Origin of the sequence: Thalassotalea psychrophila, assembly GCF_031583595.1 — a bacterium.
In the GTDB taxonomy this organism is placed as follows: Bacteria; Pseudomonadota; Gammaproteobacteria; order Enterobacterales; family Alteromonadaceae; genus Thalassotalea_A; species Thalassotalea_A psychrophila.
Genome location: NZ_CP134145.1, coordinates 2,975,343 through 2,992,407 on the forward strand (window position 1 = coordinate 2,975,343; position 17,065 = coordinate 2,992,407).

Below are 17,065 nucleotides of genomic sequence, written 5' to 3' on the forward strand. Positions count from 1 at the left end.
CAGTTTGCATTCCTTCATCCCTGAAGTAAAAAGGAGCTTTACAGCTCCTTTAGTTACATTTGTTTCTTAAATTTTGAATCAACCATCAATATCTTTTAAAAATTTATAACTGCCTTTAATGTCAGCTTTGTATTCATCACATAACTCCCCTACTGGAGCTTTAGTTTTTAACACCCCATATTGACGATGTGCTTCCATACGAATTTTTTCCCAGCTTATGCCTTCAATGGTCTCGTAGCCTTCACTAAAGGCCTTTAGTTTTGCCATTTCTTTGACTTTTTCACCATCGATAGGTTTATCACAATCGCGTTCTAAATAAATAAGTTTACTTACTGCCTCAGTTAATAGTGCTTCAACTTCTGTAATTTGTGACTTAGATAGAGACTCATCGGCAAGCGTGTTAAAACTTAAAATGGTCAGTGCTATTAATAAAATTCTCATGTTTTTTCCTAAAAATATAATAAATAAGCGCTATTAAATAATAGCAGTTTTTCATTATCTTACTAATTTGTAGAGATATTTTTTTCTACCCATGAACGGATGTCATTAAAGCGATAATTTTCAAACATGGCAAAACCGTTTAGTTTTCTCACCCTAAGTTTAGTAAAAATTGGAGTGGTTAAACCACATAGAAAACGGCTAATAAGTGTTGCTGAAGATTTTTCACCCAATTTTTCAATAATATCTTTGGCTATTGAATTAAAACTAAACTCATTTAACGGCTTAAGCTGCGGCACTGGAGGCATTAAAGCCACGCTTCCTAAACACACTGAACAATGACCACAAGGCTGCTGTAAACGGTGATCTGAAAAGTAATGAGCAAGCTGTAAACTTAAACAACTATTTGAAGCAAAAAACGCTAAGAGATGCTCTATACGCTTTATTTCACTAAGTTCCTTTTGCTCAAAACGAGAGTACATATCGTTATTAAGCAAAGCTAAATCCATAGGGTTTGAGTTAACTTGATACACCTCTGTCATTTGTTTACTTTGCAATTCTAACAAATTCTTTTCATCAAAATATTCAATAGCAGTAATCACCCTACTGCGATCACTTGGATATTGCACCGCCATACGTTCAAAATTTAGGGCATACCAGATTTTAGCTTTATCTGAAGAGTCGAGTATCGCCTGAATAAAGGTTTGTCTTTCACCATCAAATTTATTAATCAACTCACTTTCACTGCATTTAAGCTTGAACTTATACTCAGCAAAATAACTGTAGGCTGGTTTGATTAACCCCGCCAGTTCAAGATATACCAACAATGTTTTCAAGCTAAGTAAGCGAATATTAGATTGGCTAGACAAACTATTAAGCACTACTTCCCATTGAAAGTTATGCTGTTTAGCTTGTTCAATAATTTCATTTATCACATAGCTTATCGCGCTTGCTTCAGGCGTATCTGCGTAGACAAAATTTTCTAAAATATTTAAATTGTCATAATTGGCTAACACTAAACATTCAGAAGGGCTTCCATCTCGACCTGCCCGGCCAATTTCTTGAGCATAATTCTCAATAGATTTAGGTAAATCGTAATGAACAACAAAACGAATGTCACTTTTATCTATGCCCATACCAAAAGCAATGGTAGCAACGATCAGTTTAATGTTGCCATTCATAAAGTTCTGTTGAATATTTTGTCTTAATTCGCTGTCCATGCCAGCATGATAAGCTGTAGCTGCTACACCTTTAGCCGATAAACTGCTAGCAACCTGTTCAGCTGTTTGCTGTAAGGTGACGTAAACGATACCTGATGATTGTGTTTTATCATTTAGCCATTGGGCTAAATAATTATCTTTTTCTGTTTGCTTGATACCTTGCACATGCAAATTTAAATTAGCACGATAAAAACCGGTTAGAACGATGTTATTGTGCTCTATCGCAAATTTTTCACCCATATCGCTAACTACTTTTTCGGTCGCCGTTGCTGTAAGCAGAAGGGTTTGCGCAATATTAAATTGTTCTTTATATTTCGGCAGTTTTAAATAATCAGGACGAAAGTTATGGCCCCACTCTGATATACAGTGCGCTTCATCAACCACTAACAATGAAATAGGAATGTGTGCTAAAAACTGTCTAAAACGTTCATTGTTTAAACGCTCCACTGAGATCATTAATATTTTTATATGCCCAGATTTAACCCCTGCCATTACTTGCTGAGATTGTTCCTTAGATTGCATAGAATCGATACTTGCAGCGCTAATACCTTTACTTGCTAAGAATTCTAATTGGTCTTGCATAAGTGCCAATAGCGGCGAAATAACTAAGGTTAAATGCGGCAGAACTAGCGCGGGTAACTGATAGCAAAGTGACTTTCCGGAGCCCGTTGGAAATATAGCCGCTGAGCTTTGGCCATTCAATATTGTGTCAACGACCTGTTGTTGACCATCTCTAAAATGAGAAAAACCGAAGTGTTGCTGTAGTATTTGAGTAGATGATTGCACGTCTGTATTCGATTTTAAGTTTGAGTCTGAGCTTGAATTTTGCATATTACATCCTTGTAGTTAGCGAGTGGTAAAGCTTAGCACGTTTAAATGAAAATTCATTATAAAAGCCATGAGCTGAAACTGCTATAATCAATCCAGTTTTTAATAAAAATATATGAGATCCGAATTGATAGAAATTATATCGCCTGATACATTTACCACTACGCTATGGAAAAACGGTAAAGGCGAAACAACAGAGTTAGCAATTAGCCCAAACAGCACGATAAATGAGTTTAAATGGCGGTTAAGCATCGCGAGTGTTAGTGAAGATGGCGTGTTTTCTGACTTTAGTGGTTATTGCCGCAACCTTATTCTTTTGACAGGTAATGGCATAACATTAAGCCATACCAATGCTCTTACTAAAGAAACGAAAACAGATTGTTTAGCTCAAGTGCTTAACTTTTCAACTTTTGATGGTGGTTGTAAAACATTTGGTGTACTTACAGATGGGGCTATAACAGACTTTAACTTAATGCATAACCCGAACTACTTTACGGCATTAGTTAAGCCACTGAGTTCACAACAAACAATCGATATCGAACCTGCTGATATTTGTTTTATTTACCCTTTAAGTAAACCGGCTTTAGTCATCAATAAAAACGATAATCAAGAATTTATATTGCCACAAGGGCATTTAATAAAACTGATTTCTACTGAAACGTTTAACTATTCTCTTAATGGCGAACAGTTAATTGTAATTTATTTGAATAAGCTATAAGTGAATTGCATTGGTATTATTAAACGTTTTCAGTATGATAGTAAAATCAACACTAATCCTATAAATAGCCTGAATAAGCGAACCCTATGAGTAAACCACAAAGAGACTTAACGTTAAGATTTTTAGCTGAGCCACAAGATGTTAATTTTGGCGGCAAGGTTCATGGTGGCGCCGTAATGAAATGGATAGATTTAGCTGCTTATGCCTGTTCTGCCGGTTGGAGTAGTTGCTACTGTGTAACAGCATATGCAGGTGGCATTCAGTTTGTTGCACCGATTCATGTGGGTAACTTAGTTGAAGTTGATGCGAAGGTCATTTACACAGGCAATTCTTCAATGCATATTGCACTTGAGGTTAATGCCTGTGATCCTAAATCATTAAATCGTCGTCTAACAACTCATTGTATTGTTATTATGGTGGCAGTAGATGAATCAGGACACCCTGTTGATATTCCACAATGGATACCTGAAACTGAGGCCGATATTAAACAAAATGAAACGGCGATAAAATTAATGGAAATGCGTAAGCAAATCAAAGGTGAGATGCAAATTTATACCCAGTAGATTTGAGTTAGCGCTGTTATTTAGAACCTGTGCTGCTTAACCCAATTTCAGCTTATTAGTTAAACCGAGCAATAAAAGCATTACAGTCTCCTGGATAAGTATTATCAATTAAATAATGTATTTTCCAGCCCAGATCAGTTTTCACTAACTGGAAACTGTTCACCCCACAATGGCTCAATTTTTTGTCTAGATAAAAAGCAAATGGCGTCCACACGGACGCCATATTTCCTTGTTGGTGAGTCTCAATTTTTAACAATTTTTCATCCAAATATTTCGTCGATTTTGCAATCGACTCAGCAAAACCGTTTAGATCTGACTGGATAACCTCTCCGTTGGGCTGTATTCGTTGTAACATCGCATTAGCAGTAAACTGGGCTAATAATTGTTCACTGCTATGACTGCGCATGGCGGCAAATAATTGTTTGATTGGTTTGGTTATTTCTGCATTATTATTTTCGCTAGCGCTTGCCAACAGACTAACCGCATACGTTGTAATAATTACAAATTTAAGCCCCAAAAAAATAGCTATTTTCATTTTTACCACCGTTTTGTATCACCAGTTGATTAATCAATGGTTTTGAATTTAATTGCACTTTGATATTGCTCGTTGTGAAAAATTTTATGCGTTGCTTTTACAAAATCCTGCTTAGTAGCATTGAAAATATTATCGACATACTTTTGCGGGTTAATATCGATAAATGGAAACATACTGCTTTGAATTTGAATTTGTAACTTATGACCACGTTTAATGGTATGTAATACATCATAAAGCTCAAATTTCACCGCCGTTGGTTCATTAGCTTTAAACGGTTTTGGCTCACTCATACTATCGCGAAAACGACCACGCAATACTCCCCAGCGAACCAACTCATGACGATTACCCTTATCGCCATCGACTTCGTCTGTGTTGACATTTGTTCCTGGAAATACATCAACCAATTTAACTACAATATCAGCTGAGCTTTGTGTAGTTGAAAACCAAAGATCTAAGTCAATTGCCCCAGCAATGGTGAGATCATCACTCATTACCTCGGTTTCAAATACTAATACATCAGGTCGACGTGCACTAAAACGCTGGTCTTCAATCATATAAGGCTTGTCCCAGCCTTTACTTATTTTAGCTGAATGCGGTACTGGTTTATTTGGGTCACTGATAAAATCACTAAACTCATCAGTTTTTTGTGGTTCAGTCGATAAGGTTTCATTAGCAGCTAAAAATAAGGTTGTCTTGGTAGACTTTTTAGGTGGCCATTGCTCAAACTGGCGCCAGCGATTACTACCAGTTTCGAACATAGTAGCTTTTGCTAAGTTTGGCTCATCCGCATCTTTTAAGTGATGATTGAAAAAAGGTAATAAAACTTCTTTTTGAAACCAACTACTGGTATTAAAACCAAAGTCACCCTCGCCCAGATTTTTGCCTTCACCAGTGCTCCATTGCCCATGTGACCATGGACCAATAACTAAACTGATGTGATCTTCGTCATTGTTATGACTCATGGTTTGATAAGTCGCTAAGGGACCATACAAGTCTTCAGTATCGTACCAACCTCCGACTACCAAGGTTGCTGGTTTTACTTTTTTAAGATGCGGTAAAATATTTCGTTGTTGCCAGTAATCATCATAATTAGGATGTTCTGTTAGCTCATTCCAAAATGGCCGAGAGCCATGAAAATAATGCTTATTAACGTTTGATAAAGGTCCTAAATTTTTAAAGAATTCATAACCATCCGGTGTTACCTGCTTCATTTCTTCAGGCCAGGCTGCATGCGGTTGTTTAGGGTGTTTGTCGAAAATATCAAAAAAGATGAATGCCATTGGCACCACAAAAGCGCCATTTCGGTGAAAATCATCAAAAAACCAGTCAGCAATAGGTGCTTGCGGTGAAATTGCTTTTAACGCTTTATGACTATTTATGCCAGCCACTGAAGTATAATAGCCAGGGTAAGAGGTGCCCCACATACCTACTTTGCCATTATTATGTTTTACATTTTTTACTAACCAATCAATAGTGTCATAGGTATCAGTGGCATCATCTACCGCGCCCTTGCCCTTCTTGTAAGCATCCTGTGGGCGCATATTAACGTAATCGCCCTCGGACATAAATTTACCTCGGACATCTTGAAAAACGAAAATAAATCCATCTTTCTCAAACTGTTGATCAGGTCCCAATTTGGTTTTGTATTTATCACTGCCATACGGGGCAACTCGATACGGAGTGCGAACCATTAACATTGGATATTCTTTAGAGGTATCGTTTGGTACATATACCGCTGTAAACAACTTTATGCCATCGCGCACTTCAATTTTGTATTCAAACTTTGTATAGTTGGCGCGAATATATTCCGCTCGCTCATCTACTTTCTCTTCGACTTTAGCTTCTTCTGCATTTGCTATGCTCGGTATCGCAGAGATACTTAGAATAGTGAAAAAACAACTTAATCTTTTAAATTGCCTAAACGTCATTGATAAATCCTTTTTTTATAATTTTTTAATTACTAATTTACAAATCACCTATCATTGCTACTCAATGCTCAGGTGTTTATTCCGATTGATATAACTATTCACAAAGTGGCAACTCGGCCATTAAGCCGACTAAGTTTTCATCAGGGTCTCTTAAAAAACCAATCCATAATTCGTGTTCAGGCATTTTTGCAACAAGCTGAGGCTCTCGTTCAAACGCCACACCTTTAGCGAGTAAATGCTTTGTTGTTTCTTCTATGTTGTTAACTTTGTAATAAATCACTGAGGTTTTATGGTCTTTTGCATTCCCTTGCTCTGTAGTGAGCATTAACCGCGTACCACCACAGTCAAAGAAAGAAAGCTCCGGACCAGCATCAAATAGTAATGGTAAGCCTAAGGTGTTTTTATAGAATTCTCGTGCTTCTTCTATTTTTGTTACTGCAATTGCAATTTGGCCAACCGATTCAATTTCAATACTCATCGTTACTATTCTTAAATGTTATGTTATTGATAGTTATATGCTATTTCTTTAATCCGTTCAACAATGGCTTTAATACCGTTACCCCTTGATGGGCTTAAATGCTGCATAAGCCCTAGTACTTGGAAATACTCTTCAATATCAAAGTCGTGTATTTGTGCCGCCGTTTTATGCTGATAAACACTTAAAATTATTACCATTAAACCGCGAATAACTTTTGCATTACTGTCTGCTTGAAAAGAAAGTTTAGATGTAGTGGTATTAAAGTTTACTACAAGCCATGCATCACTTTCACAACCACTAATTAAATCTTGTGGTTGGCGATGTTCTTTGTTTAAGCGAGTTAATTGCTTGGAAAGCAACATTATTTCTCGATGCTTTAGATCCCAAGATGTCGCTTTACTGAATAAAGTTAGTACTTGCTCTTGAGTAATAAACTTCGAATATTGTTCATTTTCTATATGAGTATTTGTTGATGATTGCGGTGCTGACTCGCCAAGGCACAAAGCTTGTAGCTGTTTTACAAGAACATCAACTTCGTTGAAAGTATTATATGCTGCAAGTGACACTCGAATTGAACCATCAAGGCCTAATCCTTCAAGTAATGGCATTGCACAATGATGCCCAGCTCTTACTGCAATACCTTTACTATCTAAATGTGATGCTACGTCTTGATGATGAAAACCCGAAAACGTAAATGAAAATACCGGAATATCAGGACAACCTTTAACTAAGAACTGTACCTGCTCTATTTTACTTAGTTGTTGGTAAAGGTAATGGCAAAGTTGCTGCTCATAATCAATCATAGGTAAAATTGGTTTTTCGATAAAAATATCTAGACATGTCCCTAGACCAACTACACCAGCTATATTTGGAGTACCAGCTTCAAACCTATGAGGAAGTTCATTGTAAGTAGTCCCAGTAAAGCTTACTTTTTTGATCATTTCCCCACCAAACTGATACGGCGGCATAGATTCAAGTAATGCTTGTTTCCCGTAAAGTACACCAACACCTGTCGGGCCATACATTTTATGGGCAGAGAATACATAGAAATCGCAATCAAGCTCTTGTACATCAACAGCAATATGAGCAACTGCTTGTGCACCATCAATTAAGGTTTTCGCGCTGTATTTTTGGGCTAAAGTAATGAGCTGTTTAACCGGATTAATTTTACCTATTACGTTAGATATATGATTTACAGCAACTAACTTACACTTAGCGGTAATAAGTCGCTCTGCTTCAGATAAATCTATAATACCATTATCATCTAAAGGTAAAATAATTAGTTTAGCACCAGTTTGCTGCGCAACATGCTGCCAGGGTACGATATTGGCATGATGTTCGCCCATGGATATAACAATCTCATCTTCTGCTTTAATGAAATTTAAACCATATGATTGTGCGACCAAATTTATTGATTCGGTAGTACCTTTAGTCCAAATGATCTCATTTTCAAACTTTGCCTTAATTAAGCTCTGAACTTTAGCCCTAACAACCTCATATGATTTTGTCGCTTTTGCACTTAGAAAGTGGGACGCTCTGTGGACATTGGCATTATTATTTAAATAAAAGTCATGTAAAGCATTAATTACAGCCACAGGTTTTTGCGAGGTAGCCGCATTATCAAAGTAAATAATATTATCGCTATCACTAACTGTTTGTAATATTGGAAATTGTTTACGAAACTCAGTTGCAGAAAATGTTTTCATTTATTTATTTTTTAAGGCTACAGATATTAAATTAGCATAATTATAACCTACAAAGAGTATCTAGATGGAGATAAACGCTAGGTTTTGTTACATTTTATTTTCGCAAAATGCTGAATTTTTACTATAACTATAGATCCAAGCCGATCGGATTTGATCGGTAATAACCAACTTGAGGAAACACAATGACGTTATTTTCCTGGTTTAGTCATAATAATAAAGAGCCTGAAACAACTTTACGTTTAAGTGAGCGTAAAAACAAAAACCGTCTAACTTTAAAAGCTAAATCTATGTGGCCAGTTGCTAAAGTTAGACAGATGCCTGAATCCTTAATTAATAGTAATAAAAGTGTTGAGTCTAACCTTGACTCTGATGATTTCATCAAAGAGGCTGATTAAGTTTACCGAGCTTTAGTTAAGCCAAATGTGTTAATTTTAACTGAAGATTGAACCCCTGCCGACTTTTCAAACCAGTAGTTTGCTTGCTCAAAATCACCTTGTTGTTTGTACTTTTTTCCAATATTAGAATGATAAGATGGCATATCAAATTGGTCACTCATTTGCTTTACCAGTTTTTCATAGGCTAATGGTAACTGTTCTTCAAAGTACTGTAATTGCGTCACTGTATTTATCGGTTTAAATGTTTCATTTTCAAAGCCATCGGTTAGATAGTTTTTACACGTATTGGCAACAAACAACCCCACTTCATTAGAATATCCTTTAGGTGTACCCAAGCGATACCCTGTAGGCGTTTTGTGGCTGATTGGTGTGGTTGACTTAATTAAACCTTTCCATGGCAGCTGATGCATAACCTTAGCTCTGGCATCTAGCTCTGATGAATAAATTGTCTGTTTAAGGTTAACAATATTTTTAGCTATAGCGCCTTGGTGCTGACAAGCAGTGTTTAATTCATTTAGTGGATATTCATCGATAAAACCTACTAAATGCAATAATTCATGTTCAAGCACTAAATGCGAATCTAAATGATCAATATAAACAACACCATTATCAACATTAGCAATGCCTTGGGGCGCCATCACGCCAATATATTTAATGTCGTCACTAAGCTCTTGCTCGACTAACTTCTCTACATCACAATTAACTCTCTCATTACTCTGATGACTACATTGAAGATTTTCTTGGGCAATATATTTTGGAGTTTCAAAACAAAACTGCTGGTTAAAGAAGTCTTTATTTTGCATTTTGCTAAATAAGCCGGTAAGCCTGTTTAAATCAGTTAAATTAGTAGCAAAAAACTGCAAACGATTACTACAGTTAACTGTTGGTGCAGCTTCGCCGGAAGTGAGACTTCCATTAGTTAAACGTGGTAACACCTGATAGGTAAGCAACTCTTTTAAAAGGGTTTGCTCATTTAACGAGGTTAATTTTGGTATCAAAGTTTGAAGGAGGGTAATGTCGGCAAACTTAACGGCAAGCGTTACTTGCAACATACGGCTTTCTTCGTTATCAATGGCTTGTAGTAATGCTTTGGCTTGTTGGTAATTCTCAGTTGTAGTGGCTAGCTGCTTAGCCCTATCAATAATTGCCGACTCTGACCCTAGTTGAAAAGCATGATTGGTCCAATATAATCGCTCCCTTACTCGTTTTTTTTGTTGATAGTACAACACAAGTTGCCAGGCAATATCTTGATCTTTTCTGGCTAAGGTTTTAGCTAAATTAAGCCACTGTAAACTATATTGTGTACTTTTTTTAAAAACGATATATTTTGCAGATAAATTACTGAGACTTAAGGCAAGTTGTAATTGATCTTGATTGTAAGTACCCGCGGTTAAGCGAACAGTTAAATAATCGTTTAACGAAAAAGAGCTTGTGGTTAGACACAAGCTCAATATTAACATTTGAATGAAACGTAGCAATGTTATTGCCGTCTAATTTGGGATAGGCGCAACATTAGCTTGAATCAAGTCTAGCTCAAGTTTCGCATATCTATGTTCAATAAATTCATATACATTAGTGCTAAGCGCCAATTTAAAATAATCAGAAGATGTATTTATTGAATTATTTAAAAGTTTATATTTACCTAAGTAAAAGTAACCTTCACATAATCGGTCAACTAATTCTTTATGGTTTTTAACCCCGACAGTTAACGAGGCAACAAAATCTTGTTCGCTAATATCACCTAGAAACAGACGCAGAATATTATTGGCCCAGCTATTATGGTCAATACTGTTTAAGTTAAGCCTTAAATTGTTTTTTGCAGTAACAGGGTCAATTTCATTTTCAATGATATACAACCACGAAATTCGGTAAGGATCATTTTGTTGCTCTAACTGAAAGCGGCGCATATCTTGTAGGGCAAGTTGTGGGCGTCCACCATAATAAAGAGCAATACCACGGTTTAAATAGGCATATTGATGCTGCTCGTCAAGCTCAATAGCTGAATCAAACGCTTCATACGCTTGTAAAAACTCTTGCCTTTGAGTGTGATGTATACCAATAAAATTATACGCATCGACTAAGTCTGGTTGTAATCTTAACGCTCGTTGAAAATCATAACTCGCTAGTCCTCTAAGACCGACACTGTCATAAATAACACCTCGGTCATAAAACAATTTAGCTTTTTGTTCTTGTGAAACTTCAACCCTGTTTAAAATTTCAGTTAGACGCGCAATGGCCACTTCGCTTTGTTGGTTAACGGGTAATGGCTCTGCAATAACAACCTTAGCCACACTAGAAGACTGAGTGTTAGAAGACGTTGCACAACCTGAAAGTATAGAGAGCAGTAAAATGGTAATAAAGGATAATTTAAATTTCACAGAGAGTCCTAAAACGCCTTAACGGTTTGAAAATAACTTTGTATATTAATTATATACATAAGTATATAAAAAAGGAGCCTTTCGGCTCCTTATTTTCAAGTAAATTAAAAGTTTACACTTTAATTACTCAGCAGCAGGTGCTTCGCCAGTTGATTCAGCTGGTTTTTCAACCGCTTCTTTCATGCTTAGACGTACACGGCCTTGACGGTCAACTTCAAGAACTTTAACAACAACTTCTTGACCTTCAGTTAAGAAATCAGACACGTTGTTCACACGCTCTTCAGCAATTTGTGAAATGTGAACTAAACCATCTTTACCAGGTAATACATTTACGAACGCACCAAAATCAACGATACGTACAACTTTACCAGTGTAAACAGTACCAACTTCGATTTCAGCCGTTAATGCTTTAATGCGATTGATTGCATCTTCAGCTTGTTCGCCTGATGTAGCTGCAATTTTAACAGTACCGTCATCTTCGATTTCAATCGTAGTACCAGTTTCTTCAGTAAGTTGACGAATTGTTGCGCCGCCTTTACCAATGATGTCACGGATTTTATCTTGGCTAACTTTCATCGTATGGATACGAGGAGCAAATTGAGAGATATCATCACGAGCAGAGTTAATCGCTGCATCCATTGTACCTAAGATATGAATACGTGCGCCCTTTGCTTGTACAAGTGCAGTTTGCATAATATCTTTAGTGATACCTTCAATTTTGATATCCATTTGTAAAGCAGTGATACCGTCTTTAGTACCCGCAACTTTAAAGTCCATGTCGCCTAAGTGATCTTCATCACCTAAGATGTCAGAAAGAACAACGTGGCTGTCACCTTCTTTAACTAGACCCATTGCAATACCGGCAACAGAAGCTTTAATTGGAACACCAGCATCCATAAGTGCTAATGAAGTACCACAAACAGAAGCCATTGAAGACGAGCCATTTGATTCAGTAATTTCAGAAACAACACGTATTGAATACGGGAATTCTTCAATAGTTGGCATAACAGCTAACATACCGCGTTTAGCTAAACGACCGTGACCAATTTCACGACGCTTTGGAGAACCAACAAAACCAGTTTCACCTACACTGTATGGAGGGAAGTTGTAATGCAACATAAAGGTGTCAGTTTTTTCACCTAAAATTGTTTCAATACGTTGTGCGTCACGTTGTGTACCAAGAGTAGCAGCAACTAATGCTTGAGTTTCACCACGTGTAAACACAGCTGAACCATGAGTACGAGGAAGAACACCAGTCATAACGTCTAATGCACGGATCATTTCAGGATCACGACCATCAATACGAGGGTGACCTTGAGTAATACGACCACGAACAACTGTTTTTTCTAAGTCATGGAATAAGTCTTTAGCTTCTTGAACGTTAAGTTCAGCATCATCGCTAAGAAGTTGCTCAACAACTGAGTTTCTAATTACAGAAACTTTTTCGTAACGTTCAGCTTTTTCAGTAATTTGGTATGCTTCGTTTACTTGCTCTGTTGCAAGTTCAGCAATTTTAGCTGTTAGCTCTTCGTTTTTCGCTGGTGCTTCCCATTCCCATGAAGGAGTGTTTACTTCAGCAGCAAATTCTTTAATAGCATTAATTGCAGTTTGAGATTGCTCATGGCCATAAACTACAGCGCCAAGCATAACTTCTTCTGAAAGAACGTCAGCTTCTGATTCAACCATTAATACAGCAGCTTCAGTACCAGCAACAACAAGATCTAACTTACTTTCTGCAAGTTCAGATTGAAGCGGGTTTAAAATGTAAGCATCGTTTAAGTAACCAACACGTGCAGCGCCAACTGGACCACTAAATGGCATACCAGAAATAGCTAATGCAGCAGAAGTACCTAACAATGAGATAATGTCTGGATTAATTTCAGGGTTAGCTGAAACAACAGTAATAATTACTTGAACTTCGTTAGTGAAAGCGTCAGGGAACAATGGGCGAATAGGACGGTCAATTAGTCGACATATTAATGTTTCTTCTTCTGAAGGACGGCCTTCACGCTTGAAGAAACCACCAGGTATTTTACCTGCGGCATATGTTTTTTCTTGGTAGTTAACTGTTAATGGAAAAAAGTCTTGGCCTACTTTGGCTTCTTTTTTACCTACTACAGATACTAATACGCATGTATCATCCATGCTTGCCATTACGGCTGCTGTTGCTTGACGAGCGATAACACCTGTTTCTAGTGTTACTGTGTGCTGTCCGTACTCAAATGTTTTAGTAATTGGAGTCACTGTTTTTTCCTTTATTTTATAGGACCCATGCCCTATTTTATTTCATCTATAATTTCGCGACTAATTATACGCAATTACAGCGGGAATACTAGTATTTACATGTAGTTAAATGTAATACCAAGTCATATACCAATAGTTGTATTGGGATCGATAAGGTAAGTGCTTGTAGTTTGTAAATTTTTATTGAAAAATCAAAATTTAAAGCAAAAAAAAGAGCCATAAGGCTCTTTTTTTTTTAAATTTGATTCAGTCTTAACGACGTAAACCTAATTTAGCGATTACAGCTGTGTAACGATCTGCATTTTTACGCTTAAGGTAGTCTAGTAATTTACGACGTTGAGAAACCATGCGTAATAAACCACGACGTGAATGGTGATCATGGATGTGCTCTTTGAAGTGACCTTGTAAATGGTTGATTTGTGTAGTTAACAAAGCAACTTGTACTTCAGGAGAACCAGTGTCACCTTCTTGTTGTGCGTATTCTGCAACGATTGCAGCTTTTTCAGTAGCATTTAAAGACATAATGTATCCTTAGTGTTTAAGTTTAAAATCCCGCCAGGCCAAACACTAATTCAGCTAGGCGACAAAAGAGCGCGTATTCTAACAATATAACTACAGATAGCAAGCGTTTTATAGGGATGAGGCAAACATTGCTTCCAATTTAGAATACTTTACTTTCAACAATCCTGCGTTTACCCGTTTTTTTAACCTGATATAGGCTGTTATCCAAAAGTTTATATTGTTCATTTAAACCAAGTGAATCACTTAAAACTAAGTACGAACCACTCACACTTACTTCTCCAACCGTATCAAAATGATTATTTAAAATTTGTTGCTGTAATTTTTCAGCAACTTTTTTTATACCTGTCACGCATGTATTTGGAAGAATAATTAAAAACTCTTCCCCGCCCCAACGGATAACTACATCAGTATTTCTCAAGCTGGCTTTCAAGAACTCGACAAACTCTATCAACAGTTTGTCTCCAATATCATGGCCAAAGTGATCATTTACTTTCTTAAAATCATCAATATCAATAAACAGCAAAGCACACTGTTGCCCTTTGTACTTTTTTAGTTTCTTCTGTTTGGCAATGAATTTTTTAGAATATTGCCTGTTAAAAGCATTTGTTAACGGATCTGTGAATGCGGCTATTTTTAAGTTTCTATGGATAAACTTCAATATCACTAAGTAAATAATGATTAAGGTTAATATGCACAAGCAGACTATAACAGCCATCACAAGGTACTTATTCTTTTTTTCTGGAGGAGCATTATAAAGCCATTTTTTTAGCAACTTTTGATGTTCAATTTTACTGATACCATCGATAGCTTTATTTATTTCAGGTAATAAATGCTTTGCCTTATCGCTAAGTACAACTCTAATATTAATTTTATTTGACGATATGCCGCCAATTTTAATGTTTGAATAACCATCGCTAACTATTTTTGTGCTTAATACCGGTAATATATCAATTGCACCATCAATCTCCCCATAAGAGAGTAACTCTAATGCATGATAGGTATCCCTTACCTTAACAATTTTAATTAACGGGTAATTTCGCTCAATAAAATCACGAGCACTCTTGTTCTCACCAATCGCAATTTTTTTTCCAGCGAGAAAGGAAAAATCTGAAACAAAAGGAGAGTTGGTATTAACTGCCAAAGCTAATGGAAATGAAGTTATTTCTTTCGAATAGTTTAAGTTTTTAAATTCACTATCATCAGTACTTGCTCCGCCCAAAGAAAAGTCAGATTCATTATTATTTAATTTAGTTAAGACTTGACGCCAATTATCGGTTTTGACGAGATGATATTCGAGGTTTGCCTTAGAAAACATCAGCTCAAGATAATCTAACTTAATGCCAACTAGGTTTCCTTGCGGATCACTCATGTTAAGTGGCGCCCAATTATCGTTGATAATCGCTTCGTACGAATCTACCGTCGGCTGTGCATGCAAGCCTAAAGAGAGAGAAAAAAGTGATAAAAACATTAAGTATTTTAACATAACGAACAAGTAATAAAATTGGAACAATGTTCAATATACAGAATGTATCAAGTTGAATATAGAGGATAAATGTATTGGGAATGTAACAATTAAGTAGGTTAAGTAATAGTCAGTAATCAAAGAAAATTTAATTACCTCCTATCACTTAATACTAATTATTGATGATCAACTACTATGCGCTTAGGTGCTAACATTCCATCATCATTGATAATACCTACACCTATAAACTCTTGTTCTTCGCCAATATATACTTTTAATAACGTATCTGTTGCCGGTGCAGAATTTATTGATACTGGATTACCAAAACGTAAGAAACGCGCCGATTCAGCATCAATGGTAACCGAGTCTAAAATATAAACTGCAGAGTCCATAGGTAATAATAACGAGTCTAAAGCGTCATACGGGCTTATGTCCTGCGCTTTAGCATCAGCTAAAATCGTATCTAAATGCTCCATTGTGACCATTTTATCTATTGGGTAATTACCAACAGCAGTACGGCGCAGCATACTTACATGAGCACCGCAGCCTAATAGTTCACCTAAATCGTCAACAATAGTGCGTATGTATGTGCCTTTTGATACATGAATTTCCAAATCAACTTCATCGCCTTCAAAGCGCAGTAAGTCTAGGCGAAAGACAGTAATATCTCGGGCTTCACGTTCAATGGTAATGCCTTCACGGGCGTATTTATATAAAGGTTGGCCTTTATGTTTTAACGCTGAATACATTGATGGCACTTGCTTTGTGTCACCACGAAATGACTCTAACGCAGGTAATAACTCAGCATCCGTAACATTAACGGGCTTTTCAGCAACAACTTCACCATCGGCATCACTAGTAGTAGTACGAATACCAAGCTTAGCAGTAACGATATAAGTTTTATCAATATCTAAAAGAAACTGAGAAAACTTAGTACCTTCGCCAAAACAAATAGGTAGCATGCCAGTGGCTAATGGATCTAACGCACCGGTATGACCTGCTTTATTAGCAAAGAATATTCGTTTAGTGGCCTGCAGTGCAGAATTTGAAGACATTTCATAAGGCTTATCAAGTAACAAAACGCCGTCTATTTGACGACCTTTTCTGCGTTTGGCCATTAATTAATCTTCCTGCTTATCAGTTGATGATTCGTCTTGTTCATCAGTTGATTGTGCCTTTCGCTCATCTTCAGCGATAACTTGATTAACAATGTTAGTCATGCGTACACCTTCAACCAATGATTTGTCATATTCAAATCTAAGGTGCGGCATAATACGAGCACGTAATGTTTTTGCTAATAATGAACGAATAAAACCAGCCGCATCGTTTAATATGGCCAGTGACTCTTTCACTTTTGATTGATCATCATTAAAAAAAGTTACAAATACTTTGGCATAAGCCAAGTCGCGGGTAACTTCAACCGCTGAAACTGTCAGCATGCCTAAACGTGGATCTTTGATTTCACGCTGTAAGATAAAAGCAATTTCTTTTTGGATTTGTTGTCCAACTCGATCAGTACGAGCATATTCTCTAGCCATTTTGACTCCAGAAACAAAAATAGGGGCTAAGCCCCCACTTTATTATTAAATAATTAATATCAATGGGCCTAATAAATGGTCAACTGAGTAGTTGGCAAATACCGCAGGTATT

At 36.7% G+C, this 17,065-nt stretch carries 16 protein-coding genes; 3 read left to right on the forward strand and 13 right to left on the reverse strand.

The genetic code is table 11. The annotated features are described in order from the left end of the window. Positions 1–78: 78 nt before the first annotated feature. Together RGQ13_RS12150 and RGQ13_RS12155 are read right to left on the reverse strand one after the other, a co-directional pair. Entirely contained in the window at positions 79–441 is a 363-nt protein-coding gene (locus tag RGQ13_RS12150; protein ID WP_348390017.1) for a hypothetical protein, read from the reverse strand. Between the two features lie 62 nt (positions 442–503). After that, entirely contained in the window at positions 504–2,489 is a 1,986-nt protein-coding gene (locus RGQ13_RS12155) for a RecQ family ATP-dependent DNA helicase (RefSeq protein ID WP_348390018.1), read from the reverse strand. Between the two features lie 124 nt (positions 2,490–2,613). Here RGQ13_RS12155 and RGQ13_RS12160 point away from each other — a divergent pair, with 124 nt between their 5' ends. Then, positions 2,614–3,204, forward strand: coding sequence for a HutD/Ves family protein (locus RGQ13_RS12160; protein WP_348390019.1), 591 nt, complete (start codon positions 2,614–2,616; stop codon positions 3,202–3,204). 86 nt (positions 3,205–3,290) lie between these two features. Then, positions 3,291–3,767, forward strand: a complete 477-nt coding sequence (locus RGQ13_RS12165; RefSeq protein WP_348390020.1) for an acyl-CoA thioesterase — start codon at positions 3,291–3,293, stop codon at positions 3,765–3,767. A gap of 55 nt (positions 3,768–3,822) precedes the next feature. On the opposite strand, the gene RGQ13_RS12170 is transcribed toward RGQ13_RS12165, so the two are convergent. From RGQ13_RS12170 to RGQ13_RS12185, 4 genes are all read right to left on the reverse strand, one after another. Then, the gene (locus tag RGQ13_RS12170; RefSeq protein WP_348390021.1) at positions 3,823–4,302 is read right to left on the reverse strand and encodes a hypothetical protein; all 480 of its coding nucleotides are present in this window, start codon (positions 4,300–4,302) and stop codon (positions 3,823–3,825) included. Positions 4,303–4,331: 29 nt separating this feature from the next. Next, the gene (locus RGQ13_RS12175; RefSeq protein WP_348390022.1) at positions 4,332–6,230 is read right to left on the reverse strand and encodes a CocE/NonD family hydrolase; all 1,899 of its coding nucleotides are present in this window, start codon (positions 6,228–6,230) and stop codon (positions 4,332–4,334) included. A gap of 94 nt (positions 6,231–6,324) precedes the next feature. Continuing rightward, positions 6,325–6,708 carry a VOC family protein gene (locus RGQ13_RS12180; RefSeq protein WP_348390023.1) on the reverse strand — a complete coding sequence of 128 codons (384 nt, stop codon included), beginning with the start codon at positions 6,706–6,708 and terminating at the stop codon, positions 6,325–6,327. 23 nt (positions 6,709–6,731) lie between these two features. Beyond that, the gene (locus RGQ13_RS12185; RefSeq protein ID WP_348390024.1) at positions 6,732–8,414 is read right to left on the reverse strand and encodes a SufS family cysteine desulfurase; all 1,683 of its coding nucleotides are present in this window, start codon (positions 8,412–8,414) and stop codon (positions 6,732–6,734) included. Between the two features lie 182 nt (positions 8,415–8,596). Here RGQ13_RS12185 and RGQ13_RS12190 point away from each other — a divergent pair, with 182 nt between their 5' ends. Then, on the forward strand, positions 8,597–8,809 hold the full coding sequence (locus RGQ13_RS12190; protein ID WP_348390025.1) for a hypothetical protein: 213 nt from the start codon (positions 8,597–8,599) through the stop codon (positions 8,807–8,809). Positions 8,810–8,811: 2 nt separating this feature from the next. On the opposite strand, the gene RGQ13_RS12195 is transcribed toward RGQ13_RS12190, so the two are convergent. From RGQ13_RS12195 to rbfA, 7 genes are all read right to left on the reverse strand, one after another. After that, positions 8,812–10,260 (reverse strand): hypothetical protein, encoded by a 1,449-nt coding sequence (locus RGQ13_RS12195; protein ID WP_348390026.1) that lies wholly within the window; start codon positions 10,258–10,260, stop codon positions 8,812–8,814. Between the two features lie 39 nt (positions 10,261–10,299). After that, positions 10,300–11,187, reverse strand: coding sequence for a lipoprotein NlpI (gene nlpI / locus RGQ13_RS12200; RefSeq protein WP_348390027.1), 888 nt, complete (start codon positions 11,185–11,187; stop codon positions 10,300–10,302). 123 nt (positions 11,188–11,310) lie between these two features. Continuing rightward, positions 11,311–13,431: a polyribonucleotide nucleotidyltransferase gene (pnp, locus tag RGQ13_RS12205; protein WP_348390028.1), complete on the reverse strand. Its 2,121-nt coding sequence runs from the start codon at positions 13,429–13,431 to the stop codon at positions 11,311–11,313. Positions 13,432–13,683: 252 nt separating this feature from the next. Next, the gene (gene rpsO / locus RGQ13_RS12210) at positions 13,684–13,953 is read right to left on the reverse strand and encodes a 30S ribosomal protein S15 (protein WP_348390029.1); all 270 of its coding nucleotides are present in this window, start codon (positions 13,951–13,953) and stop codon (positions 13,684–13,686) included. Positions 13,954–14,092: 139 nt separating this feature from the next. Further along, complete coding sequence (locus RGQ13_RS12215; RefSeq protein ID WP_348390030.1) at positions 14,093–15,421, reverse strand: transporter substrate-binding domain-containing diguanylate cyclase; 1,329 nt, start codon at positions 15,419–15,421, stop codon at positions 14,093–14,095. A gap of 170 nt (positions 15,422–15,591) precedes the next feature. Continuing rightward, a complete protein-coding gene (gene truB, locus RGQ13_RS12220) occupies positions 15,592–16,533 on the reverse strand; it encodes a tRNA pseudouridine(55) synthase TruB (protein WP_348390031.1) in 942 nt (313 codons plus the stop codon). Between the two features lie 3 nt (positions 16,534–16,536). Next, the gene (gene rbfA, locus RGQ13_RS12225) at positions 16,537–16,953 is read right to left on the reverse strand and encodes a 30S ribosome-binding factor RbfA (RefSeq protein ID WP_348390032.1); all 417 of its coding nucleotides are present in this window, start codon (positions 16,951–16,953) and stop codon (positions 16,537–16,539) included. Positions 16,954–17,065 lie beyond the last annotated feature (112 nt).

What these genes read in the sequence shown, in the direction of transcription:
- RGQ13_RS12185 (WP_348390024.1), bottom strand. Translation starts at nt 8,414, where the DNA reads ATGAAAACATTTTCTGCAACTGAGTTTCGTAAACAATTTCCAATATTA.
- RGQ13_RS12180 (WP_348390023.1), bottom strand. Translation starts at nt 6,708, where the DNA reads ATGAGTATTGAAATTGAATCGGTTGGCCAAATTGCAATTGCAGTAACA.
- rpsO (WP_348390029.1), bottom strand. Translation starts at nt 13,953, where the DNA reads ATGTCTTTAAATGCTACTGAAAAAGCTGCAATCGTTGCAGAATACGCA.
- RGQ13_RS12170 (WP_348390021.1), bottom strand. Translation starts at nt 4,302, where the DNA reads ATGAAAATAGCTATTTTTTTGGGGCTTAAATTTGTAATTATTACAACG.
- rbfA (WP_348390032.1), bottom strand. Translation starts at nt 16,953, where the DNA reads ATGGCTAGAGAATATGCTCGTACTGATCGAGTTGGACAACAAATCCAA.
- RGQ13_RS12165 (WP_348390020.1), top strand. Translation starts at nt 3,291, where the DNA reads ATGAGTAAACCACAAAGAGACTTAACGTTAAGATTTTTAGCTGAGCCA.
- RGQ13_RS12175 (WP_348390022.1), bottom strand. Translation starts at nt 6,230, where the DNA reads ATGACGTTTAGGCAATTTAAAAGATTAAGTTGTTTTTTCACTATTCTA.
- RGQ13_RS12150 (WP_348390017.1), bottom strand. Translation starts at nt 441, where the DNA reads ATGAGAATTTTATTAATAGCACTGACCATTTTAAGTTTTAACACGCTT.
- RGQ13_RS12215 (WP_348390030.1), bottom strand. Translation starts at nt 15,421, where the DNA reads ATGTTTTTATCACTTTTTTCTCTCTCTTTAGGCTTGCATGCACAGCCG.
- RGQ13_RS12155 (WP_348390018.1), bottom strand. Translation starts at nt 2,489, where the DNA reads ATGCAAAATTCAAGCTCAGACTCAAACTTAAAATCGAATACAGACGTG.
- RGQ13_RS12190 (WP_348390025.1), top strand. Translation starts at nt 8,597, where the DNA reads ATGACGTTATTTTCCTGGTTTAGTCATAATAATAAAGAGCCTGAAACA.
- truB (WP_348390031.1), bottom strand. Translation starts at nt 16,533, where the DNA reads ATGGCCAAACGCAGAAAAGGTCGTCAAATAGACGGCGTTTTGTTACTT.